Annotated in this window: 24 protein-coding genes and 1 pseudogene; 17 read left to right on the forward strand and 8 right to left on the reverse strand. The window is 66.0% G+C overall.

The window, feature by feature from the left end; all coding sequences use genetic code 11:
• The 4 genes from rpsB to hprK all read right to left on the reverse strand — a co-directional run.
• On the reverse strand, positions 1-642 hold a 642-nt coding region (gene rpsB, locus QZ378_RS05975; RefSeq protein ID WP_291257644.1), incomplete at its 3' end, for a 30S ribosomal protein S2.
• A 239-nt stretch (positions 643-881) separates the two neighbouring features.
• Complete coding sequence (locus QZ378_RS05980) at positions 882-2,156, reverse strand: DUF4179 domain-containing protein (RefSeq protein ID WP_291257645.1); 1,275 nt, start codon at positions 2,154-2,156, stop codon at positions 882-884.
• On the reverse strand, positions 2,137-2,637 hold the full coding sequence (locus QZ378_RS05985) for an RNA polymerase sigma factor (protein WP_291257646.1): 501 nt from the start codon (positions 2,635-2,637) through the stop codon (positions 2,137-2,139). Before QZ378_RS05985 ends, QZ378_RS05980 begins: the two co-directional genes overlap by 20 nt.
• A gap of 170 nt (positions 2,638-2,807) precedes the next feature.
• Positions 2,808-3,764 carry an HPr(Ser) kinase/phosphatase gene (hprK, locus tag QZ378_RS05990; protein WP_191529862.1) on the reverse strand — a complete coding sequence of 319 codons (957 nt, stop codon included), beginning with the start codon at positions 3,762-3,764 and terminating at the stop codon, positions 2,808-2,810.
• A 172-nt stretch (positions 3,765-3,936) separates the two neighbouring features.
• On the opposite strand from hprK, the gene rpmB reads away from it, so the two are divergent.
• From rpmB to QZ378_RS06025, 7 genes are all read left to right on the forward strand, one after another.
• Positions 3,937-4,125 (forward strand): 50S ribosomal protein L28, encoded by a 189-nt coding sequence (gene rpmB, locus QZ378_RS05995; RefSeq protein WP_033116638.1) that lies wholly within the window; start codon positions 3,937-3,939, stop codon positions 4,123-4,125.
• A gap of 131 nt (positions 4,126-4,256) precedes the next feature.
• Entirely contained in the window at positions 4,257-4,730 is a 474-nt protein-coding gene (locus QZ378_RS06000) for a superoxide dismutase family protein (protein ID WP_291257647.1), read from the forward strand.
• Between the two features lie 106 nt (positions 4,731-4,836).
• Positions 4,837-5,232: a thioesterase family protein gene (locus QZ378_RS06005; RefSeq protein WP_191379018.1), complete on the forward strand. Its 396-nt coding sequence runs from the start codon at positions 4,837-4,839 to the stop codon at positions 5,230-5,232.
• A gap of 1 nt (position 5,233) precedes the next feature.
• Positions 5,234-5,707 carry a YbaK/EbsC family protein gene (locus QZ378_RS06010; protein WP_291257648.1) on the forward strand — a complete coding sequence of 158 codons (474 nt, stop codon included), beginning with the start codon at positions 5,234-5,236 and terminating at the stop codon, positions 5,705-5,707.
• Positions 5,708-5,950: 243 nt separating this feature from the next.
• Complete coding sequence (locus tag QZ378_RS06015) at positions 5,951-6,535, forward strand: HdeD family acid-resistance protein (RefSeq protein WP_191379020.1); 585 nt, start codon at positions 5,951-5,953, stop codon at positions 6,533-6,535.
• A 541-nt stretch (positions 6,536-7,076) separates the two neighbouring features.
• Positions 7,077-9,080 carry an S-layer homology domain-containing protein gene (locus QZ378_RS06020; protein WP_291257649.1) on the forward strand — a complete coding sequence of 668 codons (2,004 nt, stop codon included), beginning with the start codon at positions 7,077-7,079 and terminating at the stop codon, positions 9,078-9,080.
• Positions 9,081-9,316: 236 nt separating this feature from the next.
• Entirely contained in the window at positions 9,317-9,952 is a 636-nt protein-coding gene (locus tag QZ378_RS06025) for a TetR/AcrR family transcriptional regulator (protein WP_087236343.1), read from the forward strand.
• Between the two features lie 70 nt (positions 9,953-10,022).
• Here QZ378_RS06025 and QZ378_RS06030 read toward each other — a convergent pair whose 3' ends face one another.
• On the reverse strand, positions 10,023-10,199 hold the full coding sequence (locus QZ378_RS06030) for a hypothetical protein (protein WP_191379024.1): 177 nt from the start codon (positions 10,197-10,199) through the stop codon (positions 10,023-10,025).
• A 218-nt stretch (positions 10,200-10,417) separates the two neighbouring features.
• Here QZ378_RS06030 and QZ378_RS06035 point away from each other — a divergent pair, with 218 nt between their 5' ends.
• The 9 genes from QZ378_RS06035 to QZ378_RS06075 are packed head-to-tail and all read left to right on the forward strand — an operon-like array spanning position 10,418 to position 18,587.
• Complete coding sequence (locus QZ378_RS06035) at positions 10,418-11,701, forward strand: dihydroorotase (RefSeq protein ID WP_291257650.1); 1,284 nt, start codon at positions 10,418-10,420, stop codon at positions 11,699-11,701.
• A 3-nt stretch (positions 11,702-11,704) separates the two neighbouring features.
• Positions 11,705-12,631 carry an orotidine-5'-phosphate decarboxylase gene (pyrF, locus tag QZ378_RS06040; RefSeq protein WP_191529872.1) on the forward strand — a complete coding sequence of 309 codons (927 nt, stop codon included), beginning with the start codon at positions 11,705-11,707 and terminating at the stop codon, positions 12,629-12,631.
• A gap of 35 nt (positions 12,632-12,666) precedes the next feature.
• Entirely contained in the window at positions 12,667-13,425 is a 759-nt protein-coding gene (locus QZ378_RS06045) for a dihydroorotate dehydrogenase electron transfer subunit (protein WP_291257651.1), read from the forward strand.
• A complete protein-coding gene (locus tag QZ378_RS06050; protein WP_291257652.1) occupies positions 13,418-14,341 on the forward strand; it encodes a dihydroorotate dehydrogenase in 924 nt (307 codons plus the stop codon). Before QZ378_RS06045 ends, QZ378_RS06050 begins: the two co-directional genes overlap by 8 nt.
• Positions 14,342-14,345: 4 nt before the next feature.
• Positions 14,346-14,690: a DUF6054 family protein gene (locus QZ378_RS06055; protein WP_291257653.1), complete on the forward strand. Its 345-nt coding sequence runs from the start codon at positions 14,346-14,348 to the stop codon at positions 14,688-14,690.
• 19 nt (positions 14,691-14,709) lie between these two features.
• Complete coding sequence (locus QZ378_RS06060; protein ID WP_291257654.1) at positions 14,710-15,039, forward strand: DUF6054 family protein; 330 nt, start codon at positions 14,710-14,712, stop codon at positions 15,037-15,039.
• 14 nt (positions 15,040-15,053) lie between these two features.
• Entirely contained in the window at positions 15,054-15,383 is a 330-nt protein-coding gene (locus QZ378_RS06065) for a hypothetical protein (RefSeq protein WP_191529880.1), read from the forward strand.
• A 37-nt stretch (positions 15,384-15,420) separates the two neighbouring features.
• The gene (locus QZ378_RS06070; protein ID WP_291257655.1) at positions 15,421-16,587 is read left to right on the forward strand and encodes a bifunctional histidine phosphatase family protein/GNAT family N-acetyltransferase; all 1,167 of its coding nucleotides are present in this window, start codon (positions 15,421-15,423) and stop codon (positions 16,585-16,587) included.
• Between the two features lie 5 nt (positions 16,588-16,592).
• Complete coding sequence (locus tag QZ378_RS06075) at positions 16,593-18,587, forward strand: YgiQ family radical SAM protein (RefSeq protein WP_291257656.1); 1,995 nt, start codon at positions 16,593-16,595, stop codon at positions 18,585-18,587.
• Positions 18,588-18,853: 266 nt separating this feature from the next.
• Here the strand turns inward: QZ378_RS06075 and vanT are convergent, their stop codons facing one another.
• Genes vanT through vanG form a run of 3 tightly spaced genes read right to left on the reverse strand, consistent with a single transcriptional unit; the run spans position 18,854 to position 22,739 of the window.
• The gene (gene vanT / locus QZ378_RS06080) at positions 18,854-20,968 is read right to left on the reverse strand and encodes a serine racemase VanT catalytic subunit (RefSeq protein WP_291257657.1); all 2,115 of its coding nucleotides are present in this window, start codon (positions 20,966-20,968) and stop codon (positions 18,854-18,856) included.
• Positions 20,965-21,690 carry a M15 family metallopeptidase gene (locus QZ378_RS06085; RefSeq protein ID WP_291257658.1) on the reverse strand — a complete coding sequence of 242 codons (726 nt, stop codon included), beginning with the start codon at positions 21,688-21,690 and terminating at the stop codon, positions 20,965-20,967. Before QZ378_RS06085 ends, vanT begins: the two co-directional genes overlap by 4 nt.
• Positions 21,687-22,739, reverse strand: coding sequence for a D-alanine--D-serine ligase VanG (gene vanG / locus QZ378_RS06090; RefSeq protein ID WP_291257659.1), 1,053 nt, complete (start codon positions 22,737-22,739; stop codon positions 21,687-21,689). The genes QZ378_RS06085 and vanG overlap by 4 nt, the downstream gene beginning before the upstream one ends.
• 205 nt (positions 22,740-22,944) lie before the next feature.
• On the opposite strand from vanG, the pseudogene QZ378_RS06095 reads away from it, so the two are divergent.
• Positions 22,945-23,289 (forward strand): annotated as a pseudogene (locus QZ378_RS06095) (sigma-70 family RNA polymerase sigma factor); the annotation flags it as partial.
• Positions 23,290-23,329: the final 40 nt, after the last annotated feature.

Here is a 23,329-nt window from a genome sequence, read left to right on the forward strand (position 1 = left end):
GGAGATCAGCTTGATGGCGCGGATGGCGTCGTCGTTGCCGGGGATGACATAGTCGATCTCGTCGGGATCGCAGTTGGTGTCCACGATGGCCACGATGGGGATGTGCAGCTTGCGGGCCTCGTTGATGGCGTTGCGCTCCTTGCGGGGGTCAACCACGAACAGCGCGCCGGGGAGCTTCTTCATCTCCACAACGCCGCCCAAGTACTTCTCCAGCTTGGCGATCTCGCCCAGGTGCTTCATGACTTCCTTCTTGGGCAGCATGTCGAAGGTGCCGTCCTCCTGCATCTTCTTCAGCTGGTTCAGACGATCCACACGGCCGCGCATGGTCTTGAAGTTGGTGAGCATGCCGCCCAGCCAGCGGGCGTTGACGTAGTAGCCGCCGCAGCGGGTGGCCTCCTCCTTGATGGCCTCCTGGGCCTGCTTCTTGGTGCCCACGAAGAGCAGGGTCTGGCCGGACTCGCCCAGAGAGCGGACGAAGTTGTAGGCCTCCTCCAGCTTCTTCACGGTCTTCTGCAGGTCGATGATATAGATGCCGTTGCGCTCGGTGTAGATATAGGTGGCCATCTTGGGGTTCCAGCGGCGGGTCTGGTGGCCGAAGTGGACGCCCGCCTCGAGAAGCTGCTTCATAGATACGACTGCCATGGATAATTTCCTCCTTTATTTGTTGATTCCTCCACCCGGTTCCTCCAGGGCCGGCCAACCTCCCATCGCTGGAAAGCACCTGGCCCCCTGTCCCGCGGGTGTGCGTAATCACATGCTCTGGTATTCTACCACAGTGTTCCCCCTTTTGCAAGGATTTTTTCCAATCCAAAAGGAAAAAATCCGGGAAAAAGGGGAGACCCGGATATCATCCGGGCCTCCCTTGGGGAATGGTGGTCTGATCAAGGGGTGTCGGCATGGGCCGGTTCCGCGGGGACGGAGGTGGAGATGGGCGGTGCGCCGGTGTCCGTCTCCTGATCCTGGTCGTTCCGCCAGCGCCCACTGACCTCGTCCCAAAAGGTGGCGTTGGAGAAGCGGGAGGGCAGGAAGGAAAAGTACACGGTCTCGCCGGATTCCACGCCATCATACACCTTGGTGTTATCCCCCACAAAGACGATGTCGTAAATCTGGGATACGTCAATGGGGTGCTCCAGGGCCAGGCGCACGTGCTCCGAGCGGAAGTAGACCCACCCCTCTTCGCCGGGTTCCTCGGAGATGTCCCGCTGGTCAAGGGATAGCTGGAACTCCGCGTCCACCCGGGTGCCGTCCAGGAGCAGGATATAGGCCTCCCAGGGGCCGTGCTCGGCCAGGGCCGCCTCATAGGCCGCCTCGTCCGGAATGATCAGGTCAAAGGTCACCGAGATGGGGGAGATGGTGAGATCGTCCACCGTCGCCAGCGTCACGCCCCCCAGGTTGACCCCGCTGCGCCCCTCGAAGCTGTAGCCGCTGCACTCGGGCAGCGGGATCACCAGTTCAAAGTCCATATCCTCCACCGTGGGCGTCCATACTCCCTGGAGCCACATGAACAGAGATTGGATCTCGGTAACCCGGCAGTAGCCCCCCTCTTCCGGCAGGCTTTCCCCGCACTCTACACGCAGAAGGAAGTTCATCTTGTTATCCGCAGGGTCGCTGTCCTCCACATAGTCAAAGCCATAGCCCTTGTCCCCAACACTGACCATCTTTGTACAGGCCTTATCGCTGTAGAACCAGCATTCCAGCCCCTCGCCGTCCGGATCTCCCCAAAGCCTGGCGCGGCTGAGGCCCTCCTCCACCTGGTCCGGCTCGGGCAGCACCGTCCCCTCCGGGGCGGCGAACTCCACCAGCGCGTAGAACAGCTCCGAATCCGCCACGGTCTCCTTCACGGTAATGGTGGCGCCGGAGCCGTTTTTGTCCTCAAACACCTGGTTCAGGTGCACAACCCCCAGGTTCTGCACCTGCTCCTCGCTGGTGATGCCGAACAGCTCCCGGAAGGCCGGGGACACCCCGGCCAGGGAGGCCGCCCCGGCGGCCCCGACCAGCAGGGACACCGCCGCCACCACGGCCACCAGCCCCCGGTAGGGCAGGCGCATCCGCCGCCTCTCCGCCGTGGGCCGCCCCGCCGCCAGGCGGCGCGCCAGCTCCGCCTTTTCCTCTCCGGAAAAGCCCAGCCTCTCCAGCTCATCCCGATAGCCTGCCATAGCCCTGTCCCTCCAGTTCTGTTTTCAGATGCCTCCGCGCCCGGCTCATGCGGGCGCGCACCGCCTCCGGCCGCAGGTTCAGCAGGGCGGCGATCTCGTTGGTGTCGTAGCCCAGGTAGTAATAGAGCACCAGCACCTCCCGGTACTTGGCGGGCAGCTTCTGAACCTCCTCCAGCACGCCGCCCTCCTCCGGCTGGAACGCGGCGGGTTCCGCCACCTGCTCCAGCCCCACCGTCCGGGTGCGCCAGGGGCTGCGGCGCAGGTTCTTGCAGGTATTCACCGTCACCCGCACCAGCCACGCCGCCTCGTGCTCCGGGCTCTCAAAGGTGCCGGGGTGCTCCAGCCGTTTGAGCAGCACCTCCTGGCACACGTCCTGGGCGTCGGGCACCGAGTTCAAAATGGAATAGGCCAGCCGCAGCAGCTTGTCGGAATAGAGCTCCACCAGCCGCTCTGCCAGGGCCTCCTTGTCTGGCTCCGCCATGGGCACCCTCCTCTCTGTATGGTTTGGAACGCGTTCACCTAACATACACACCAGAGGGGAGAAATGTGACACCTGGCCGAAAAAATGCCGTCCCGCAGCGCGGAACGGCATTTTTGACTGGCTCTCGATCTCTCAATGTCATAGGGCGGCAGGGGAGAGCGGACCCTTGCTCAGTTATCGCCCAACTGGGCGCTCATGGCCTGGTCAAAGTGCTCGTTGATCTGCTTGGTGAACTCCACAGCGGCGTTGTAGCCCATCTTCTTGTGGCGGTTGTTCATGGCCGCCACCTCGATGATCACCGCCAGGTTGCGGCCCGGCCGCACCGGGACGGTGAGGGAGGGTACCTGGATGTCCAGAATGGTGGTGTACAGGTTTTCCAGGCCCAGCCGGTCGTACATGGTGCCGTCCTTCCAGGGCTCCAGGTTGATGACCATGTCGATCTCCGCCTCGTCCTTGACGGCGCTCATGCCGAACAGGCGGCACACGTCGATGACGCCGATGCCCCGCAGCTCGATATAGTGGCGGATCAGCTCCGGCGCGGTGCCCACCAGCCGGTCGGTGACGTTGCGCTTGATCTCCACCGCGTCGTCGGCGATCAGGCGGTGGCCCCGCTTGACCAGCTCGATGGCGGTTTCGCTCTTGCCCACGCCGGACTCGCCCAGCAGGAGCACGCCCTCGCCGTATACCTCCACCAGCACCCCGTGGCGGGTGATGCGGGGGGCCAGGTAGGACTTGAGGGCGGCGATGATGTTGCTCATGAGCACGGAGGTGGTGTCCTGGCTGCGCAGCACCGTCCGGTCATACTTGTCCGCCATCTCCATGCACTCGGGGTAGGGGTCGATGCCCCGGGAGATGATCAGGGCCGGGATGTCCTGGGACAAGAGCTGCTCAAAGCTGACCCGCCGCTGCTCCGCTGTCAGGCCGGACAGGAAGGTGTCCTCCACCCGGCCGATGACCTGGAGCCGGTCGGGGTCGAAGTAGTCGAAAAAGCCGGTGAGCTGGAGCCCCGGGCGGTTCACGTTCTCGGTGCGGATGGGCCGGTCTTCATATCCGGCGGCGCCCCGCAGCACCTCCAGGCGGAACTCCCGGATCAATTTTCCCAATTTGACGCTGTACAGGCTGTCCACTGGCGCTCCCTCCTTTATTTGGTTTAGTATACCACCACAGCCCGTCCCTTTGCAAGCCGGACGAAAAAAAGTCGGGTTTTGAAAAAAAGTGCTTGCATTTCCCGCCGGGCTCTGTTATTATATCAATCGATGCTTTAGTAAGCGATCCTGACGAGCGAGGAGGTAATAGCGAATGGCCAAATGTGAGTTTTGCGATAAGGGCGTTGTGTTCGGCATCCAGGTTTCCCACTCCCACCGCCGCTCCAACCGCCCTTGGAAGCCCAACGTGAAGCGCGTCAAGGCGATTGTCAACGGCACGCCCAAGCACGTGTACGTGTGCACCAGATGCCTCCGTTCGGGTAAGGTCACCCGCGCTGTGTAATAAAAAAGGATCAGCCGATGCGGCTGATCCTTTTTTGCTGCCTACGCAGCGGCGCTCGCCCAAACCGCCTTCTGGGGCCGAACCGCCGCGCCCCTCCGCCGCATAGGATGGGGGAGAAGGGAGGCAGAGCCATGTCCGACCATTCCGGCCCGCTGCCCGGCGTCCTGCTGGAGGGGCGCCCCGCCGCCCGGGCCCTGCTCCGGGGGAGCGACGCCCACCCCGGGCTGCTGGGGGAGATGCTGTTTTACCCCTGGCAGGGGGGCACCCTGGTGCTCACCCGGGCCGTCGGCCTGCCCGGCGACGGCTTTTTTGCCCTGCATATCCACGCCTTCGGCTCCTGCCGCACCGGCGGAGACGTGGCCTATCTGGGGGCCGGCGGCCACTTCAACCCGGCGGGGCGCCGCCACCCCGACCACGCGGGGGATCTGCCTGTGCTGCTGTCCGGCGGCGGCCGGGCCTTCTCGGTGAACTACACAGGCCGCTTCACGCCGGGGCAGGTGGTGGGGCGCTCCGCCGTGCTCCACGCCCTGCCCGACGACTACCGCAGCCAGCCCACCGGCGGCGCCGGGGCGCGCATCGCCTGCGGCGTGATCCACCCCGTTTGAAAAACTGGAGCCGCGCACCATGGCCGCGGCTCCAGTTTTTTCTTGTCAGGGCCGGGCGGATGTTGTAAAATAGGGATATTCTGAACATCCCGAAAGGAGCATCCCCATGTCACTGCAAGTTGGAGCCAGGGGCCGCGCCCAGTGCGTGGTCACCGAGGAGAACACCGCCGCCGCCGTGGGCAGCGGCCTGCTGCCCGTATTCGCCAGCCCCCAGATGATCGCCCTGATGGAGAACGCCGCTGTCAATGCCGTCCAGGCCGGCCTGAACGAGGGGGAGGGCACCGTGGGCACCCACCTGGACGTGAGCCACGACGCCGCCACCCCCGTGGGCATGAAGGTGTGGGCCGAGGCGGAGCTCACCGCCGTGGACGGCCGCAAGCTCACCTTCGCCGTCACCGCCTTTGACGACGCCGGCCCCATCGGCAAGGGCGTCCACCAGCGGTTTGTGATCCAGAACGAGAAGTTCCTGGCCAAAGCCCAGGCCAAGAAGGGGGCGGACTGACATGTCTATTGAGACCGCCCGGGCCTACCTGCGGGAGAAGGGCTTTGAGGATCGCATCCGGGAGTTCGACGTATCCAGCGCCACGGTGGAGCTGGCCGCCCAGGCCGTGGGGTGTGAGAGCGCCCGCATCGCCAAGACCCTCTCCTTCGCCGTGGACGGGGGCTGCGTGCTCATCGTCTGCGCCGGGGACGCCAAGATCGACAACCCCAAGTTCAAGGCCCAGTTCCACACCAAGGCCACCATGCTCACCCCCGACCAGGTGCTCGCCTACACCGGCCACGCCGTGGGCGGCGTGTGCCCCTTCGGCGTCACCAATCCTGACGTGACCACATACCTGGACGTGTCCCTGAAGCGGTTCGACATCGTCTATCCCGCCGCCGGCAACGCCGCCTCCGCCGTGCGCCTGACCTGCGACGAGCTCTCAGAGCTGTCCAACAGCGCCGGGTGGATCGACGTGTGCAAAAACTGGGCCTAGGGCTTGTTTGAAACATGTCAACATGCCCAATCGGCGGGCCTTTTGCCCCCTGGACGGCGCAATTTTTCCTTGAAATCCGTCAGGATTCCTGCGAAAAAATTGCTTGCCAGCGGCCCAAAATCCCTCGCCGCTGGACACATCGCCAATTTTCAAACAAGCCCTGACTGGACAGGAACGGCCTTTTGTCCAGTGACTTTTGCCCGCCGCCGGGTTATACTAGAGGGGAAAAGGAGGGGATGCTCCGTGCGGGAGTTCTTCCACACCATGAAGGTCAGCTTTCTGCTGGCCGCGATCCTCTATGTCATTCTGGGCCTGGTGCTGCTGCTCTGGCCCGGCGTCAGCGCCGTGGTGTTCTGCTACGCCTTCGGCGGCGTGCTGCTGGCCTACGGCGTGGTCACCGTGGTCAGCTTCTTCCTGCGGGACAGCCGGCAGGGCAGCTTTGTCTTTGAGCTGCTGCTGGGCATCATCGCCGCCGCCCTGGGCCTGCTGTTCCTCCTGCGGCCCGCCATCGTGGCTACCATCCTGCCCGTGATCCTGGGCCTGTTCATCGTGGTGGACGGGCTGGTCAACCTGAAACGGGCTCTGGAGCTGCGCCGCATGGCCTACGTCCGGTGGAACATCCCTCTGTGGCTCTCCGTGGGTTCGGTGGCGCTGGGGGCGTTTATCGTGTTCCAGCCCTTCCTGGCCGCCGAGGCCCTGGTCATGTTCCTGGGCGCCGTGCTCATCTATGAGGGGGTCTCCGACCTGTGGACGATCTTCCGGGTGACCCAGTGGACGAAGGAGTACCGCAAGACCCACCCGGTGGACGTGGATCCCCTGGATTTCTGAGAGAAAAACCGTGCGCCCCGGAGGCAATCGCCTCCGGGGCGCTGTTTTGTGCGGCGGGACTCCCCCTGTGGATCCTGTAGGGGCGCATCTATGCGCGCGCCCGTCCCTCAAGGCGTGACCCCGGCGGCTTCGCCCCCGGCTCCTGGTACGGGGGCCCATGGTAGCGGCAAGTTGTATCCGGCATGCAAAAATCGACCGCGCAGGGAGCCATCAAGGTTTCCTTTCTCGTTGAATCAAACGACTTTGTGAAACTTTTTTCAAGTTTTACAAAGTTCAGCAGCCTGTCGAAAATGGTTTTTGACAGGCTGGAAACATACCAGTGGCATGTTTTAGCCCAAAAGCAATCCGATTGTCCTTATGGATCAATCTGAGGCCGGTTTGGTTCCCGGTTCTGCAAAAAATTTCGCCGACCAGCCGCTGCCTGCGCTTCCAGAAGTTCAGCATTGCAAATATCATAGTGTTTATATATGATAACGGCACAGCCCGACGGGACGGCCCACCGGCCCGACGGGGAGTTGAACACAAAGGAGCACAACCAAGTATGAAGAAAATCCCTGCCGCCCTGCTGTCCCTGGCCCTGACGGCCTCCCTGACCACCCCCCTGGCCTCGGCGGCCCAGGGCAACACCGCCGGCTCCCTGCCCGAGCTGGACGGCCACTGGAGCCAGGCCGCCTTCGAGCGGTGGCACGCCCACGGCATCGTGGAGGGCGACAGCCGGGGCATGCGCCCCGACGCCAACATGACGGTGGCCGAGTTCGCCGCCATCCTCTGCCGGGCCATGGGCTACACCGAGACGGTGGAGAACCCCTATGCCGACCTGAAGGGCGACGAGTGGTACGCCCCCTACATCCTGCGCCTCACCGCCGCCGGCATTCTGGAGGGCGACGGCGCCAACTGCAACGCCGAGGAACCCATGAACCGGGAGCGGGCCACCGTCCTCTTCGCCCGGGCCATGGGCATCCGCCCCAGCCAGAACCCCGACCTGTCCAACTTCGTGGACGGCGATGAGGCCGCCGACTGGTCTGTGGGCTACATCGATGCCATGGCCGACGCCGGCATTGTCCAGGGCATCGGCGGCAGCAGGCTGGCCCTGGGCGCCAGCATCACCCGCGGCTCCGTGGTCACCCTGCTGGACAACGCGGTGGCCGAGTACGCCGACCAGGACGGCGCCTCCGTCACCGGCGACGTGGAAGGCATCGTGCTGGTGGCCGCCGACAGCGTGACCGTGGATGCCGCCGACGTGGACGGCGGCGTGATCGTGGCCCCCAAGGCCGGCGAGGCCAGGCTGACCGTGAAGGACTCCACCGTGGCCGGCGAGCTGTGGGTGAACACCAAGGGCGCCGCCGTGTCCCTGGAGGGCGCCTCCCAGGTGGCGGAGCTGACCGTGGACAGGGCCGACGGCACCGTGACCGTGGGCGCGGATGCCTCCGTCAGCGCCCTCAACGCCCGGGCCGCCGTGAAGGTGGACAACCAGGGCTCCATCTCCAAGGCCAGCGTACACGCCGACGACGTGGTGATGGACGGTCGGCAGCCCGACGCCGTGGAGGTGGCCGAGGGCGTGACCCCGCCCACCGACAGCGACGGCGACACCGTCACCGGCGGTGTGGAGAAGGTGTCCGGCGTGGTGGGCGTCCGTCCCGTGGATCAGGACAGCCCTGAGACCCAGCTGCCCGCCGTCACCGCCAAGGCCGTCAAGCGCGCCGGCGAGGACTTTGTCCGCGTGGCCCTGTCCACCGACGAGGTGGTGCCCGTCCACCAGAGCGAGGGCGCCGGCAAGGGCGCCTGGGTGGGCGTGGCCTTCCAGGCCCCCGAGGGCTATGAGGGGGACACCTTCCACTATGCCTTCGGCACCGAGGCCAGCGGTGAGGCCGGCCAGAGCACCAGCGTGACCGAGAACCCCGCCATCGGCGAGGGCAAGTACGCGGTGTTCTTCATCAACGCCGCCGCCCTCACCCCCAAGACCCACATCACCCTCCAGTGGGACGGCCGGGAGGCGGTGCGCTACGAGGTGGATCTGTCCGGCGTCCGGGTGGACATCCCGGAGCTGACCGGCGTCACCGTGTCCACCCACCAGCTGCCCGCCGGGGTCTCCTCCACCGCCGAGGGCCTGTCCTTTGACGGCTCCACCGCCCTGGTGGAGAACGGCGGCTCCGGAGAGCTGACCCAGTCCCAGGTGGCCGCCATGGGCGGCGGCGGCGAGTACACCGTGTACTACTCCGTGCCTCAGGCCCTGGGGGAGGGCACCCTCCAGTTCGACAAGATCGCCCGCTCCGTCAACGGCGGCAAGTGGAACACCTGGGCCATGCCCAGCTCCACCGGCGCCAACGCCGGCTCCGGCTGGTGGACAAAGGACGGCGACAACTACTACTTCAAGTGGGGCGCCGTGTTCGCCCAGCAGGCGGAGGATGTCTACCAGCTGAAGGACGGCGGCGTGTTTGACTACACCATCGCCTTCCTGTCCAGCGACGGCTCCCAGGACAACGTGGCAGCCACCTATACCTTCCGCATCGATCTCAGCGGCTACACCATCACCGCCGACGAGTAAACAAGGGGCCCCCGCCGCCGGCGGGGGCCTTCCTGTATGATCTGAAAAATTCCCCCGAAGGGGGCGCAATCCGGTGTTGCTTTTTTGCCCCGGCTCCATTATAATATCCCCCGGCCTTTTTGCGCCCGGCAGGGCGTGTAAAATTTGCAAAGGCCCTTGCAATAAAACAAAAATCATGATATCATTTCTTAAACCAAAAGTTTGATATGTAAATCTGAAAGGCTGGAATGATAGAGATGAGCAAAAAACAGGCATTGACCGAGTTTCATCGCGGTTCCATCCTGGCGGCGGCTGAGCGGCTGTTTGCAGAGAAGGGGACGGAAAAGACGACGATGGACGACATCGCCCGGGAGGCGGAGTACAGCAAGGCGACCCTGTATGTCTATTTCCAGAGCAAGGAGGAGATCATCAACGCCATCCTCCTCAGCGGCATGGTGCTGCTGAAAAAGAAGATCCACGAGGCCATTGAGAGCCACAGCGACTGGTACCAGGCCTATGACGCGGTGTGCCGGGCCATTGTCCGCTTTTATGATGAGAATCCCACGGCCTACGACGCGGCCACCGGGGCCATGCCCCTGTCCCAGGCGTCGGACGAGGCCAAGAAGGGCGTGGCCGACATCCAGCGGGTGAACGGCGAGATCAATGAGGAGCTGGCCGCCTTCCTGGTGCGGGGCGCGGCGGAGGGGGCGGTGCGCTCCCAGCTGCCCCCCATGGAGACGGTGCTGCTGTTCTGGTCGGCCCTGTCCGGCATGGTGCACACCGCAGAGCTGCGGGAGGAGTATATCGGCACCGCCATCGGCCTGTCCCGGGAGGAGTTCCTCCAGCACGGCAGCCGGCTGCTCCTGGCCGCCATCACCAAGGTCAACGCGTAAGCGGAGGCAGGCAGCGAATCACCAGGGGGGCGCCGCGAAAGCGGCGCCCCCCTTCCTGTGCCCGCCGGGCTTACAGCCCCAGCGTATCGGCCAGCTCGGCCTTCATGTGGCTCATCCGCCGGCCGGCCTTCCGGGCGGCCCGGCGCACGTCGGGGTTCTGCATCCCCCGGGCGGCCACCGCCATGCCGATGGCGGCGCCGGCCAGAACACCCAGGCCCATGCCCTCCAGAAACGCATGCTTGGTCACTGTGATTCGCCCCCTTCCAGATCTGCGTCCGGAAATAGTATGGCCGGGAGCGCGGAAAAAACCGCTGCTAAATATTGTGTTTCCATCGCTTTCAAGGTATAATACCAGAAGAAAGAGATGATCGAGGAGGGGAGACGGGAGCGCGCCTGTGTTCTCCTCTTTTTGTGTGCGCCATGGGGCGCAGGGAAGCGTTTTTTCGTGAAGAAAGGAGTGATCTCGTGAAGCTGTTGATTCGGCAGGGGCGGCTGGTGGATCCGGTGGGCGGCATCGGCGGCGTTATGGACGTCCTGCTGGAGGACGGCAGGGTGGCGATGATCGGCAGCAACATCAGCGAGCCGGACGCCCAGGTGATTGACGCCAGCGGCCTGGTGGTGTGCGCCGGGCTGGTGGATATGCACGTGCACCTGCGGGAGCCGGGCTTTGAGTACAAGGAGACCATCGAGACCGGGGCGGCGGCGGCGGCCCACGGGGGCTTTACCTCCATCGCCTGCATGCCCAATACCCGGCCCGCCACCGACAGCCCGGAGCGGATTGACTACGTAAAGCAGAAGGCGGCCAAGGCCTGCGGCGTCCACGTATGGCCCATCGGGGCGGTGACGGTAGGGGAGTCGGGGCAGGAGCTCACCAACTTCGAGGCGCTGAAGGAGGCCGGGGCGGTGGCCCTGTCCGACGACGGGGTGCCGGTGCAGAACGCCAACCTCATGCGGGACGGGCTGATCCTGGCCCACCGGCAGAACCTGACCATCCTGTCCCACTGTGAGGACGCGGACATGGTGAAGAACTACGCGGTGAACGAGGGCCGGGTGTCCCGGCAGCTGCGGCTCAACGGCCGGCCCGCCATCGCCGAGGAGCTGATGGTGGCCCGGGACGCCATGCTGGCGGAGGAGACCGGCGGCGCGGTGCACATCTGCCACATCTCCACCGCCAAGTCGGTGGCTCTGGTGCGGCGGTACAAGCGCAAGGGGGTGCAGATCACCTGCGAGACCTGCCCCCAGTATTTCTCCCTCACTGAGGACGAGATTCTCTCCCAGGGCTCCCTGGCCCGGGTGAATCCGCCCCTGCGCACCAAGTCCGACGTGGAGGCCATCATCGAGGGCCTGAAGGACGGCACCATCGACGCCATCGCCACCGATCACGCCCCCCACTCCGCCGAGGAGAAGGCAAAGCCCCTCACCGAGGCCCCCAGCGGCATGGTGGGGCTGGAGACCGCCCTGGCGGTGACCCTGACCTACCTCTACCACACGGGGGAGATGAACCTGTCCGACATCCTGCGCAAGATGACCATCAACCCGGCCTGCATCCTCCGCCTGCCCACCAAGGGCCGGCTGTCCATCGGGGCGGACGGGGACATGGTGATCTTCGATCCGGATGAGGAGTGGGTGGTGGAGCCCAGCCAGTTCGCCTCCAGGGGGCGCAACACCCCCTTCGGCGGCAAGACCCTGAAGGGAAAAGTCAAATATACCATCGTAGGCGGCCGGGTCGTCTACCGGGAAGGAGAATAAATCATGTCCTTTGATGTACTGCAGGAGAAGATCATTGCCCTGAAAAATCCCACGGTGGCGGGCCTGGATCCCAAGCCGGAGTATGTGCCGGAGCATATCCGCAGGGAGTCCTACGGCAGGTACGGCGAGACCCTGGAGGGGGCGGCGGACGCCGTGCTCCAGTTCAACAAGGGCCTCATCGACGCCCTGTGCGACATCGTCCCCGCCGTCAAGCCCCAGTCCGCCTATTACGAGCGGCTGGGCTGGCACGGCATGATTGCGCTGGAGCAGACCATCCGCTACGCCCACGGGAAGGGCATGTACGTCATCGCCGACATCAAGCGGGGGGACATCGGCTCCACGGCGGAGGCCTATGCCGACGCCTGGCTGGGCGCCACCAAGGTGGGGGAGACCCTGTGCCAGGGCTTCAACGCCGACTGCGTCACCCTCAACGGCTATATGGGGGCGGACAGCGTCAACCCCTTCCTGAAGGTGGCGGGTGAGCGGGACAAGAGCGTGTTTATCCTGGCCAAGACCTCCAACCCAGGCTCCGGTGAGCTGCAGAACGTCACCGCCGGGGACAACGACACGGTGTACGGCCTCATGGCCGATCTGATCGAGAAGTGGGGCGCGGGCACCCAGGGCAGGTACGGCTACACCCGGGCCGGCGCGGTGGCCGGGGCCACCTACCCCGAGGAGCTGCAGAAGCTCCGCGCCCGCATGCCCCACACCTTCCTGCTGGTGCCCGGCTACGGCGCCCAGGGCGGCACCGCCGAGGACGTGCAGTACGCCTTCCAGGATGGGGGGAAGGGCGCCATCGTCAACTCATCCCGGGGCATCATCTGCGCCTGGCAGAAGACCGGAAAGAACGGCGAGGACTACCAGGAGGCGGCCCGGAACGCCGCCATCGCCATGCGGGACGATATCTGCCGGTTTGTCTCCTTCGGATAAGCCGGCCAACAGAAAGACAGAGGGGGATTTGACCCATGCCGATTCAAAAAAACTGTACCGTGGTGGAGGCGGTGCGCCTCAATGCATTTGCCTATTCCTTCACCCTGGAGGCGGAGGGCATGACGCCCGAGGGGCCGGACCAGTTTGTCCATGTGAAGTGCGGCCACAGCCGCCTGCTCCGCCGCCCCATCTCCATCTGCGACTGGGAGGAGAATCTGCTCCGCATCGTCTTTGAGGTGCGGGGGGAGGGCACCGAGTGGCTCTCCCGCCGGAAGGCGGGGGACAGGCTGGACGTGCTGGGTCCCCTGGGCCGGGGCTTCCGGATGGACCGGGAGGGCCGGTACCTCCTGGTGGGGGGCGGCATCGGCGTGCCCCCCATGCTGGGCTGCGCCAAGTGGACGGCGGAGCGGAGCACCGCCGTGCTGGGCTTCCGGTCGGCGGACCGGGCCATGCTGAGCAAGGATTTTCAGAAATCCTGTAAAGAGATATTCCTTTGCAGCGATGATGGAAGCATTGGGCGGCATGGCTTTGTGGATGCCCAGGTGCGGGACATCCTAGAAAAGGATAAAGACTTTACAGCGGTTTTGGCCTGCGGCCCCAAGCCCATGCTGAAAAACGTGGCCGCCGTGGCCGCCGAATTCGGCGTACCCTGCCAGGTGTCCATGGAGGAGCGGATGGCCTGCGGCGTGGGGGCCTGCCTGGGCTGCGCCATCCAGATGGCCGACGGCACCATGCAGCACGTGTGCAAGGACGGGCCGGTATTTGACGCGGGGGAGGTGGACTGGAATGTCTAAGGTGGATCTGTCTGTGGTTTTGGCGGGTGTCCGCCTGAAAAACCCCATTGTGGTGGCCTCCGGCACCTTCGGCTTCGGCCGGGAGTACGGCCAGTTCTATGATCTGGACGAGCTGGGGGGCATCTGCTGCAAGGGTCTGACCCTCCACCGCCGGGAGGGCAACCCGCCACCCCGGATTGCGGAGACCCCCATGGGCATCCTCAACTCCGTGGGGCTCCAGAATCCGGGGGTGGACGCCTTCATCGAGCACGAGCTGCCCGAGCTGCGCCGCCATGATCTGGCGGTGATCGCCAACATCTCCGGCAACACGCCGGAGGAGTACGGCGTCATGTGCGAGAAGCTCTCGGCGGCCGGTGTGGACATGATCGAGGTCAACATCTCCTGCCCCAACGTGAAGGCCGGCGGCCTGGCCTACGGCACCAAGCCGGAGCTGGCCGCCGAGGTCACGGCGGTGGCCAAGGCCCACGCCGGCAAGGTGCCGGTGATGGTGAAGCTGTCCCCCAACGTCACCGACATCACCGAGATCGCCAGGGCCGTGGCGGACGCGGGGGCGGACGCCCTGTCCCTGATCAACACCCTGCGGGGCATGCGCATCGACGTGAACACCCGGCGGCCCATTTTGAAGATGAATACCGGCGGCCTGTCCGGCCCCGCCGTGCTCCCCGTGGCGGTGCGGATGGTGTGGGAGGTATCCTGCGCCGTCCCCGGCCTGCCCATCCTGGGCATGGGCGGCGTGGCAAAAGGGGAGGACGCGGCCCAGCTCATGCTGGCCGGGGCCTCCGCCGTGGCAGTGGGCACCGCCTGCTTTGCCGACCCCTACGCCCCCGTCAAGGTGCGGGACGGCCTGGCGGAGCTGGCCCAGGCCCAGGGCCTGGACCGGGTGGCCGATCTCACCGGCGGCGTGCGCCCCTGGTGACGCCATGGAGCGGAACACCTGCTATCTGGCCCTCACCGTGGCGGAGGCGGCCCGCACCGTGTCCCAGCTGGTGGAGAAGGACGGCCTGACCAGCAAGATGGCGGACTGCCACGAGCTGCGGCAGGGGGACGCGCTGCGGGGCATGGTGCTGATTTTTGAGAAATACTTCATCCGGGCGGGGAGCCGCCTGACCATGACGGCGGTGCTGGACGACCTGGAGGGGCCCACCCGGCTCTACTGGGCGGTCACCGGCGGCGACGGGATTCTGGGCCAGAGCGGCGAGAGCAAGACGGCGGCGGAGAAGTACAGCGAGTCCCTGCGGCAGAAGCTGTTTCCCTACCTGGCCTGAGGGAAGGGAGAAGCGGAAAGTGGACAGCTATTTTGTATCCCTGGATGTGGTGGACTGCGCCAACCGCATCCGGGAGGCGGTGTTCGACAGCGTCACCGGCGAGGAGATCGACGCCTACGCCATCACCCACCCCAGCGGAGGCCGGTGCATCGTGCTGGTGTTTGAGAAGCACTACTACCGGGCGGGCAACCGGCTCACCCTCACCGTCACCCTGGACGACTTCACGGGCAGAACCCGGGTTCACTGCGCCAGCGGCGGCGGGGGCGAGGGCCTGTTCCGCTTCGACTGGGGCGCGGCGGAGTCTTTCGAGGGCGTCGTCCACGACGCGCTGGGCCCCTACCGGCTTTGAGAAAGGAGCGGCAGATGAACTACACGGCCGAGCTGTATCCGGAGTTGACGTTAGAGGAATGTGCGAAGCGGGTTTCTGACGCAGTGCTTCACGGCGGCTTTGGCAGTGGGACAGTGGTGGACCGCTACACGGTGGAGACCGCTGAAGGGCCTGTATGCATCCTGCTGTTTGACACATACTATACGTTCACACAAAGTACGCTGCCGCTGTGCGCGGTGCTGGATACGGTGACGGGGCGGCTCCGGCTCCATCTGAGCGTCAAGGATGACTCGGAATACCACAGCATCCGCACCTATCCGGCAAAAAAGCTGCTCCAGCTGGTAGAGAAGGCCCTGGAGGAATGAGCCCAATGGATTTCAGATGCAGAGGTGCAGCAGAGCAATGACAACCGTTTATCTGATCCGCCACGCGGAGGCGGAGGGAAACCTGTACCGCCGTGTCCACGGCTGGTACGACAGCCTGATCACCGAGAACGGCTACCGGCAGATCGCGGCCCTGCGGGGCCGCTTTGCCGATGTGCCCATCGACGCGGTGTACTCCAGCGACCTGTTCCGCACCATGACCACCGCCCGGGCCATCTACCCCAGCCACGGCCCGGAGCTCCACACCACCCCGGGCCTGCGGGAGATCGGCGTGGGGGTGTGGGAGGACAAGCCCTGGGGCGCGCTGGAGCGGGAGGACGCCCTGAACCTGATCCGCTTTAACCACTGCTCCCCGGAGTTCAAGGTGCGGGGTGGGGAGACCTTCGCCCAGGTGCAGGCCCGGATCAAAGAGACGGTGTTCCAGTTGGCCGCCGCCCACCCGGGGCAGACCATCGCCCTGTTCTCCCACGGCACCGCCATCCGCTGTCTCCAGGCTGCCCTGCGTGGCCTGGGCCCCGGCGAGATGGACGGCCTGGGCCACAGCGACAACACGGCGGTGACCTGCCTGGAGATCCAGGGGGACCAGGCCCGCATCGTCTTTGAGAACGACAACTCCCACCTGCCGGAGGAGATCTCCACCCTGGCCCGGCAGAAGTGGTGGAAGGAGCGGGACGGGGGCAGCGGCGACGCCAACCTGTGGTTCCGCCCCCTGAACATGAAGAAGGAGGCCGACCGCTACCGGACCGCCCGGCATGAGGCCTGGCGGGACATCCACGGCATGTCGGTGCCCTTCGACGGGGACGGCTTTGTGAAGGACGCCCTGCGCTGCTGGAGGCAGGATCCCGACAAAGCGGTCATGTGGGCCATGCGGCGGGACGAGCCCGCCGGCATTCTCCAGCTGGATCTGGAGCGGGACGCTGCCCAGGGCGTGGGCTACATACCCTTCTTCTATATGATGCCCCAGCTCCGCTGCCAGGGCCTGGGGGTGCAGCTGCTGGGGCAGGCGGTGTCCACCTTCCGCCCCCTGGGCCGCACCAGGCTGCGCCTGCGCTGCGCCCCGGACAACGGCCGGGCCCAGCGGTTCTACCAGAAGCACGGCTTTGTCAAGGTGGGGGAGGAGCAGGGCGCCCGGGTGCCCCTGGACATCCTGGAAAAGAATATCGGATTTGAGACCAAGGAAGAATGAAACCTATGAATCAATTTTTGCCCGTTTCCGTGGCCGACATGGAGGCGCGGGGCTGGGACAGCTATGACTTTTTGATCATTACCGGCGACGCCTATGTGGACCACCCCTCCTTTGGCCCGGCCATCATCTCCCGGGTGCTGGAGGCGGAGGGCTACCGGGTGGCCATCCTGGCCCAGCCGGACTGGCGGAGGGCCGAGGCCTTTACGGCCCTGGGCCGTCCCCGGCTGGGCGTCATGCTGTCCAGCGGCAACATCGACTCCATGGTGGCCCACTACACCGTGGCCAAGAAGCGCCGCCACGACGACGCCTATTCCCCGGGAAACAGGGCCGGCCTGCGGCCCGACCGGGCGGTGATCGTCTACGCCAACAAGGTGCGGGAGGCCTTTGGGGACATCCCGCTGATCATTGGCGGGCTGGAGGCCTCCCTCCGCCGCTTCGCCCACTACGACTACTGGGAGGACAAGGTGCGCCGGGCGGTGCTGTTCGACAGCCAGGCCGACCTGCTGGTCTACGGCATGGGGGAGACCGCTACCCGGGAGATCGCGGCCCGGCTGGCCTCCGGCACCCCCGTGGGGGAGATCACCGATGTGCGGGGCACCGCCTTTCTCGCAAAAGACCCCTCCGCCTGCGCCTATCCCAAGGTGGAGTGCCCCTCCTTCGAGGCGGTGTCCACCGACAAGCGGGCCTATGCCCAGGCCAACCAGATCCAGTACGAGGAGCACGACCCCATCCGGGGGAAGGCCATCCTCCAGCGCCACGGGGACCGGCTGCTCATCGTCAACCCGCCGGCCATGCCCCTGACCACGGCGGAGCTGGATTTTGTGGCGGAGCTGCCCTACGTGCGGGAGCCCCACCCCATGTACGACGAGATGGGGGGCGTGCCCGCCATTGAGGAGGTGCGCTTCTCCGTGGCCCACAACCGGGGGTGCTTCGGGGCGTGCAACTTCTGCTCCCTGGCCTTCCACCAGGGGCGGATCATCTCCTCCCGCAGCCACGAGAGCGTGCTCCGGGAGGTGGAGGCCCTGACGAAGCACCCCGGCTTCAAGGGATACATCCACGACGTGGGCGGCCCCACCGCCAACTTCCGCCGGCCTGCCTGCAAGAAGCAGATGAAGGCGGGGCTGTGCCGGGGCCGGGCCTGCCTGGCCCCCGAGCCCTGCCCCAACCTGGACGCCGATCACACCGATTACCTGATGCTGCTGCGGAAAATCCGGGCGGTGCCCGGGGTGAAGAAGGTGTTCATCCGCTCCGGCATCCGGTTTGACTATATGCTGAAGGACCAGAGCGGGGAGTTCTTCGCCGAGCTGGTGAAGTACCACGTGTCCGGCCAGCTGAAGGTGGCGCCGGAGCACTGCGTGGACGGCGTGCTGGACTACATGGGCAAGCCCCACATCGCCGTGTACGAGAAGTTCCGGCAGAAGTACGAGCGGCTCAACCAGAAGTACGGCAAGGAGCAGTACCTGGTGCCCTACCTCATGTCCTCCCACCCGGGCTGTACCCTGGACGACGCCATCCGTCTGGCGGAGTGGCTGAACAAGTCCGGCCGCCAGCCGGAGCAGGTGCAGGACTTCTACCCCACGCCGGGCACCCTGTCCACCTGTATGTACTACACCGGCATCGACCCCCGCACCATGCAGCCGGTGTACGTCCCCAAGGATCCCCACGAGAAGGCCATGCAGCGGGCCCTGATGCAGTGGAAGCGGCCGGAGAAGCGCCCCCTGGTGCGGGAGGCCCTCCACCGGGCCCACCGGGAGGATCTGATCGGCTACGGCAAGGGCTGTCTGCTCCGGCCCAACAAGCCCGCCAAGGCGGGGGAGCAGGCCGCGGGGCAGTACGCCCCCGCCAAGGGGAAGCCGGGCGCCGGCCGGGCGGCCTCCAAAGGGAAGCCGGCCTCCGGTCAGGCCAGGGGTGCAGAAAAGCCCCGCCAGCGCCCCGCCAAAAAGGCGGGCTGGGCGGTGGCCAAGCCCAAGAAGAACGCCCGCCCCAGGAAAAAACGGTAAGGCAAAGAGACTGTCGATAAACCCTCCAGCCGAAGGATTCGGAGGGAAGGATCGTGTGAAAGGCTGCCCCGCAGGGCGTTTCGGAGCGCAACCGCCGCTGTGCGGCGGCGCTTAGCGCGGAGATGAACCGTCAGGGTTCCCTTTCGCGTTGGATCAAACAACTTTTTGAAACTTCTTTGAAGTTTCAAAAAGTTCAGCAGCCTGTCGAAAAGACTTTTTCGACAGGCTGAAGCCGCAGACGCTGTGCGTCTGCGGCTTTTTTGCGGTCATTCCAGTACAATCCGGGGCAGGCGGGGGCCCAGCCGGGAGAGCAGCTCGTTGGTGATGGTGCCCGCGGCCTGGGCGGCCTGCCCGGCGGTGAGTTCCGCCGGTCCGTCCCGGCCGATCAGGGTGGCCACGTCGCCGGGGGAGACCCCGTCGACGTCCGTCACGTCCACCAGCAGCTGATCCATGCACACCAGCCCGGCGACGGGGGCCAGCTGGCCGTGAATCAACACTCGGCCCGTCCCGTTGGACAGGCTCCGGGGCCAGCCGTCGGCGTAGCCGATGGCCAGCGTAGCCAGCACCGTGGGCCGCCGGGCCGTGAAGGCCCCGTCATACCCCGCCGCCTCCCCCGGCTCCAGCCGGTGCAACTGGGTCACCCGGGCCCGGAGAGAGAGGACGGGCCGCAGGTCAACCGCCGCCCGGGTGCGGTGCTCCGGCAGGCTGAGCACCCCGTAGAGGGCGATGCCCGGCCGGGCGTAGGCGGAGAGCAGGCCGCAGTCACTGTAGTTGAGCAGGCCGTAGCTACCCTGAAAGTGGACCGCCCCCGGGTCAAACCCGGCCTTGCGCAGGCCCTCCACCGCGCTCTGGAGGCGGCGGAGCTGCTCCCGGGTACGGGCCTGGCTGGCCTCGTCCAGCGCCTCCGCGTCGGACAGGTGGGTGAACACGCCGGTGATCTTCAGGTTCCGGCAGGCGAAGGGGGCCACCAGCCCCTCCACGTCGTCCCAGGGGATGCCCAGCCGGTGGAGGCCGGTGTCGATTTTCAGGTGCACCGCAATCCGGCGGCCCTGGGCGTCCAGGGCCCGGGCGTGTCCGGCGCTGACCACCGCCTGGGTCAGGCGGTATCGGGCCAGCAGGGGGACCTCCTGAGGGCCGGTGCAGCCCAGTACCAGGATGGTGCCCCGCACGCCGCCCCGCCGCAGGCGCACCCCCTCGGCGGCGGTGGCCACGGCGAAGGCCCGGATCCCCTCCCCGGTGCAGATGCGGGCCACCTCCAGATCCCCATGGCCGTAGGCATTGGCCTTCACCACCGGCATGAGCTTCCCGCCCTCCGGCAGCAGGGCGGAGAGGGCGGACAGGTTGTGCCGCAGGGCGGCGGCGTCCACCTCAATCCACGCCCGCCCCCGGGGGTCGGCCTTGGCGGGACGATGGAGTGCGAAGGGGAGGGCCAGCAGGGCGGACAGGAGCACCACGGCCCCGTAGTGGCCCAGGCTGTTGTCCACCAGCAATCCCGTGAGACCCACCACCCTTGCCCCGCCCCGCACCAGCACGATGCACCAGGGGTGGAGCACATAGATGGCCGCCGTCCACCCCCGGAGGGCGGGGGCGGCGGGCAGCTCCAGGGCGGCCAGCCACAGGAGCTGAAACCCTACGCACAGGGGAAGGGTGAGGTAGAGGGCGTCGAACCGGGCCAGGGCGAAGTGCTTGACCAGCAGGCCCTCCGCCGTCAGCAGGACCAGGGAGAGCGACAGGCCAACCCCATAGAGGCCCGGCCGGTTCCGCCGGGGCCGCTGGGCCAGCCAGCCACCCAGCAGCAGGAAGATGGGGGTGGAGAATAGGCCGTTGCGGGTGTAGTCGAAGCAGAGGAACATCCCCTCATAGGTCGCCCGCAGGGGCGGCAGGGCGGCGGTGAGGCCGTACCAGCTGTCCCCCAGCAGGCCCACCAGGTAGAGGAGCACCGCGGGCAGCCAGGCCCATCTCCCCAGCCCCCGCACCAGGGCCCAGACGATGCAGGCCCCCAGGGCCAGGGCGGGGAAGTACCACAGGTGATAGAAGGTGCCGTTGAAGAAGATGTCCCGCAGGAGAGAAGCCCCGCTGTCCGCCAGGGTGTGGTTATAGAGGTTCAAAGGCAGGTAGAGCAGGGCGGACAGGAGATAGAGCAGCAGAGTTTTCTTCAGAAAGGGCCCCAGGGCCGCCGCCCCCTCCCGCCGGAGGCGGGGCACCAAAAACCAGCCGCTGACGGCGAAGAAGAAGGGGACGGCAATCCGCCCCCAGATGTCGGTGAGCAGATCGTTGGCAAAGGGGCTCACCGACAGCAGGGGGCCGGTGTGGATGGCCACCACCAGCAGGGCGGCGGGGAGGCGGAAGCGGTCGAAGCCCCCCAGTGTGTTTCCCCTCATCCCGCGTCCCTCCACACCGTCAGCACCACGCCGCCCTCGTTGGTGTCGGACGTCTGGCAGGGGAGGCCGGCGGGGAGCTCCAGCTCCGGCGCCTGACCGGCGGGCACATAGCTGATCTCAAACCGCCGGCCCAGGCCCTGATACCGCAGGGGCTCCGTCCCCAGGGGAAAGTCGTGGAGCCACGACAGATACTCCTCCAGCACCAGGTGGTGCTCCTCCATCAGCCGGGCGTGGGGCCAGCCCACATAGCGGAAGTGCCACGGCTCGTGGCCGATGCCGGTGACATCCTCCTTGCCCCTGGGGTAGCGGAGGACAAAACCGTAGTCGGCGGCCCGGCGGCGCAGTTCTCCGCAGGGGCCGTCGTCGGGGAAGGCGGGGCAGAGGAAGTCGATGTCCGGCCGGTTCTCCCCCAGATCGATGGCCAGGCCGGTCTGGTGCTCACTGCACCCCGGCATGGCCACATAGGTCTCGGTGAATTTCTGTCCGTGCTCCGCCAGGGAGCCGTCCCAGATGGCCTGCTGCTCGGAGCGGGGGCGGTAGCCGCTCACCGGCACGATGGCCCCCCTGCCGCCCACGGCGGTGAGCAGCTGCTCCAGCATGACCCTGGCACGCTGGTGGAGCATGATCCGGGAATGGCCGCCGTCCACAGGCACCAGGGCCTCCGCCTCTGGCTCCCCAGCCAGGGGGTGGGCCCGGTTCACCAGATACAGGGTGCCCCTCATGCGCCCACCGCCAGTCCGATCAGCTTGTCCAGCAGCTGGGGGAAGTCCAGGCCGACCCCCTTCATCATGCTGGGGTAGCGGCTGTGGGCGGTGAAGCCGGGGATGGTGTTGATCTCGTTGAACACGATCCGCCCGTCAAGGGTGAGAAACAGATCCACCCGGGCAAAGCCCCGGCACTCCAGGGCCCGGTAGAGGGTTTTCGCGGTCTCCTGGATCTCCGCCGCTTTCTCGGGGGAGATCCGGGCGGGCACGTGGATGGCGGAGGTGACCAGGTTATACTTCTCCGTGAAGTTGAAAAACCCGCCGGACAGCTCGATCTCGTCCACCAGCCCCACGGTCAGCTCCTCGTTGCCCAGCACGGCGCAGCCCACCTCAAAGCCGGGGATTGCCTCCTCGATCACCACCTTGCTGTCGTGCTCCAGGGCGGCGGCCACGGCGGCGGGCAGGGCCTCGGGGGAATCCACCTTCGTGATGCCGAAGGAGGAGCCCGCCCGGGCGGGCTTGACGAAGAGGGGATAGGTGAGCCCCGCCGTGCGCTGGGGCAGCAGGGCCATGTCCTCCCCGGTCCGGAACAGGGCGGAGGGGGGCACCGCCACCCCCGCGGCGGCGGCCAGCCGGTGGGCCGCGTCCTTGTCCATGCACAGGGCGGAGGGGAGCACGCCGCACCCCACGACGGGGATGCACGCCAGCTCCAGCAGGCCCTGTACGGTGCCGTCCTCCCCGTTCTTGCCATGGAGCACCGGGAAGGCGGCGTCCAGGTACACGGTGGACGGCCCGGCGGGGGCGACCAGGAGCAGGCCGTGGACGCCCCGGTCGGGGGAGATCACGGCGGGGATCAGATGGCGCTCATCGGTGTGCCAGCTGTCGTCCAGCAGGGCGTCAAAGGGGCCCCGGTAGAGGAACCACCGGCCGTCCCGGGTGATGCCCAGGGGCACCGGTTCGTATTTCCCCGGATCCAGGTGGGTGAGCACCGCGTGGGCGGACTGGAGGGAAATGTCGTATTCCGAGGAACAACCGCCGAACAGGACGGCCAGCTTCCGCTTTTTCATGCAGATTACCTCCCAAAGCGCTTGCGCTTTTTTTGTATATGGGAAGTATAGCAGGTATTTCTGACGTTCAAGCGACCGTGGGCTTACATTCCTCTGACACAAACCTTAAAATTATCTGACAATTCCGGTGCCGCCGGCACCGGGCGCCGGGCGGCGCATAGGGACAGACGCGGCGGGAATAGAGTGGAAGCGGAGGTGTGACATTATGTTCCCAGCCTGGATTTTCCTGTCCCTCAACAGCCTGTTTTTCACCCTGCGGCTCTCCGGCGGGGTCACCGGGTCCTTCCCCCGCCCCCTGAAGGCGGAGGAGGAACGGATGTACCTGGAGCGCATGACCCAGGGGGATCTGGAGGCCCGCAACATCCTCATTGAGCACAACCTGCGCCTGGTGGCCCACATCATGAAGAAGTACTACACCCCCAACGGCGACCAGGACGACCTGATTTCCATCGGCACCATCGGCCTGATCAAGGGCATCAGCACCTTTAAGCCGGACAAGAATGTCCGCCTGGCTACTTACGCCTCCCGGTGCATTGAGAATACTATCCTAACATAGCGGAACTATCGGAGGATGAAGTAGCAAAACAGGC

It is taken from the genome of Flavonifractor sp. (genome assembly GCF_019422385.1).
GTDB lineage: Bacteria > Bacillota > Clostridia > Oscillospirales > Oscillospiraceae > Flavonifractor > Flavonifractor avistercoris.

What these genes read in the sequence shown, in the direction of transcription:
- QZ378_RS06025 (WP_087236343.1), top strand. Translation starts at nt 9,317, where the DNA reads ATGAGCAAAAAACAGGCATTGACCGAGTTTCATCGCGGTTCCATCCTG.
- pyrF (WP_191529872.1), top strand. Translation starts at nt 11,705, where the DNA reads ATGTCCTTTGATGTACTGCAGGAGAAGATCATTGCCCTGAAAAATCCC.
- QZ378_RS06065 (WP_191529880.1), top strand. Translation starts at nt 15,054, where the DNA reads ATGAACTACACGGCCGAGCTGTATCCGGAGTTGACGTTAGAGGAATGT.
- QZ378_RS06000 (WP_291257647.1), top strand. Translation starts at nt 4,257, where the DNA reads ATGTCCGACCATTCCGGCCCGCTGCCCGGCGTCCTGCTGGAGGGGCGC.
- QZ378_RS06020 (WP_291257649.1), top strand. Translation starts at nt 7,077, where the DNA reads ATGAAGAAAATCCCTGCCGCCCTGCTGTCCCTGGCCCTGACGGCCTCC.
- vanG (WP_291257659.1), bottom strand. Translation starts at nt 22,739, where the DNA reads ATGAAAAAGCGGAAGCTGGCCGTCCTGTTCGGCGGTTGTTCCTCGGAA.
- QZ378_RS05985 (WP_291257646.1), bottom strand. Translation starts at nt 2,637, where the DNA reads ATGGCGGAGCCAGACAAGGAGGCCCTGGCAGAGCGGCTGGTGGAGCTC.
- QZ378_RS06010 (WP_291257648.1), top strand. Translation starts at nt 5,234, where the DNA reads ATGTCTATTGAGACCGCCCGGGCCTACCTGCGGGAGAAGGGCTTTGAG.
- QZ378_RS06075 (WP_291257656.1), top strand. Translation starts at nt 16,593, where the DNA reads ATGAATCAATTTTTGCCCGTTTCCGTGGCCGACATGGAGGCGCGGGGC.
- vanT (WP_291257657.1), bottom strand. Translation starts at nt 20,968, where the DNA reads ATGAGGGGAAACACACTGGGGGGCTTCGACCGCTTCCGCCTCCCCGCC.
- QZ378_RS06085 (WP_291257658.1), bottom strand. Translation starts at nt 21,690, where the DNA reads ATGAGGGGCACCCTGTATCTGGTGAACCGGGCCCACCCCCTGGCTGGG.
- QZ378_RS06055 (WP_291257653.1), top strand. Translation starts at nt 14,346, where the DNA reads ATGGAGCGGAACACCTGCTATCTGGCCCTCACCGTGGCGGAGGCGGCC.
- rpmB (WP_033116638.1), top strand. Translation starts at nt 3,937, where the DNA reads ATGGCCAAATGTGAGTTTTGCGATAAGGGCGTTGTGTTCGGCATCCAG.
- QZ378_RS06050 (WP_291257652.1), top strand. Translation starts at nt 13,418, where the DNA reads ATGTCTAAGGTGGATCTGTCTGTGGTTTTGGCGGGTGTCCGCCTGAAA.
- QZ378_RS06045 (WP_291257651.1), top strand. Translation starts at nt 12,667, where the DNA reads ATGCCGATTCAAAAAAACTGTACCGTGGTGGAGGCGGTGCGCCTCAAT.
- QZ378_RS05980 (WP_291257645.1), bottom strand. Translation starts at nt 2,156, where the DNA reads ATGGCAGGCTATCGGGATGAGCTGGAGAGGCTGGGCTTTTCCGGAGAG.
- QZ378_RS06005 (WP_191379018.1), top strand. Translation starts at nt 4,837, where the DNA reads ATGTCACTGCAAGTTGGAGCCAGGGGCCGCGCCCAGTGCGTGGTCACC.
- QZ378_RS06070 (WP_291257655.1), top strand. Translation starts at nt 15,421, where the DNA reads ATGACAACCGTTTATCTGATCCGCCACGCGGAGGCGGAGGGAAACCTG.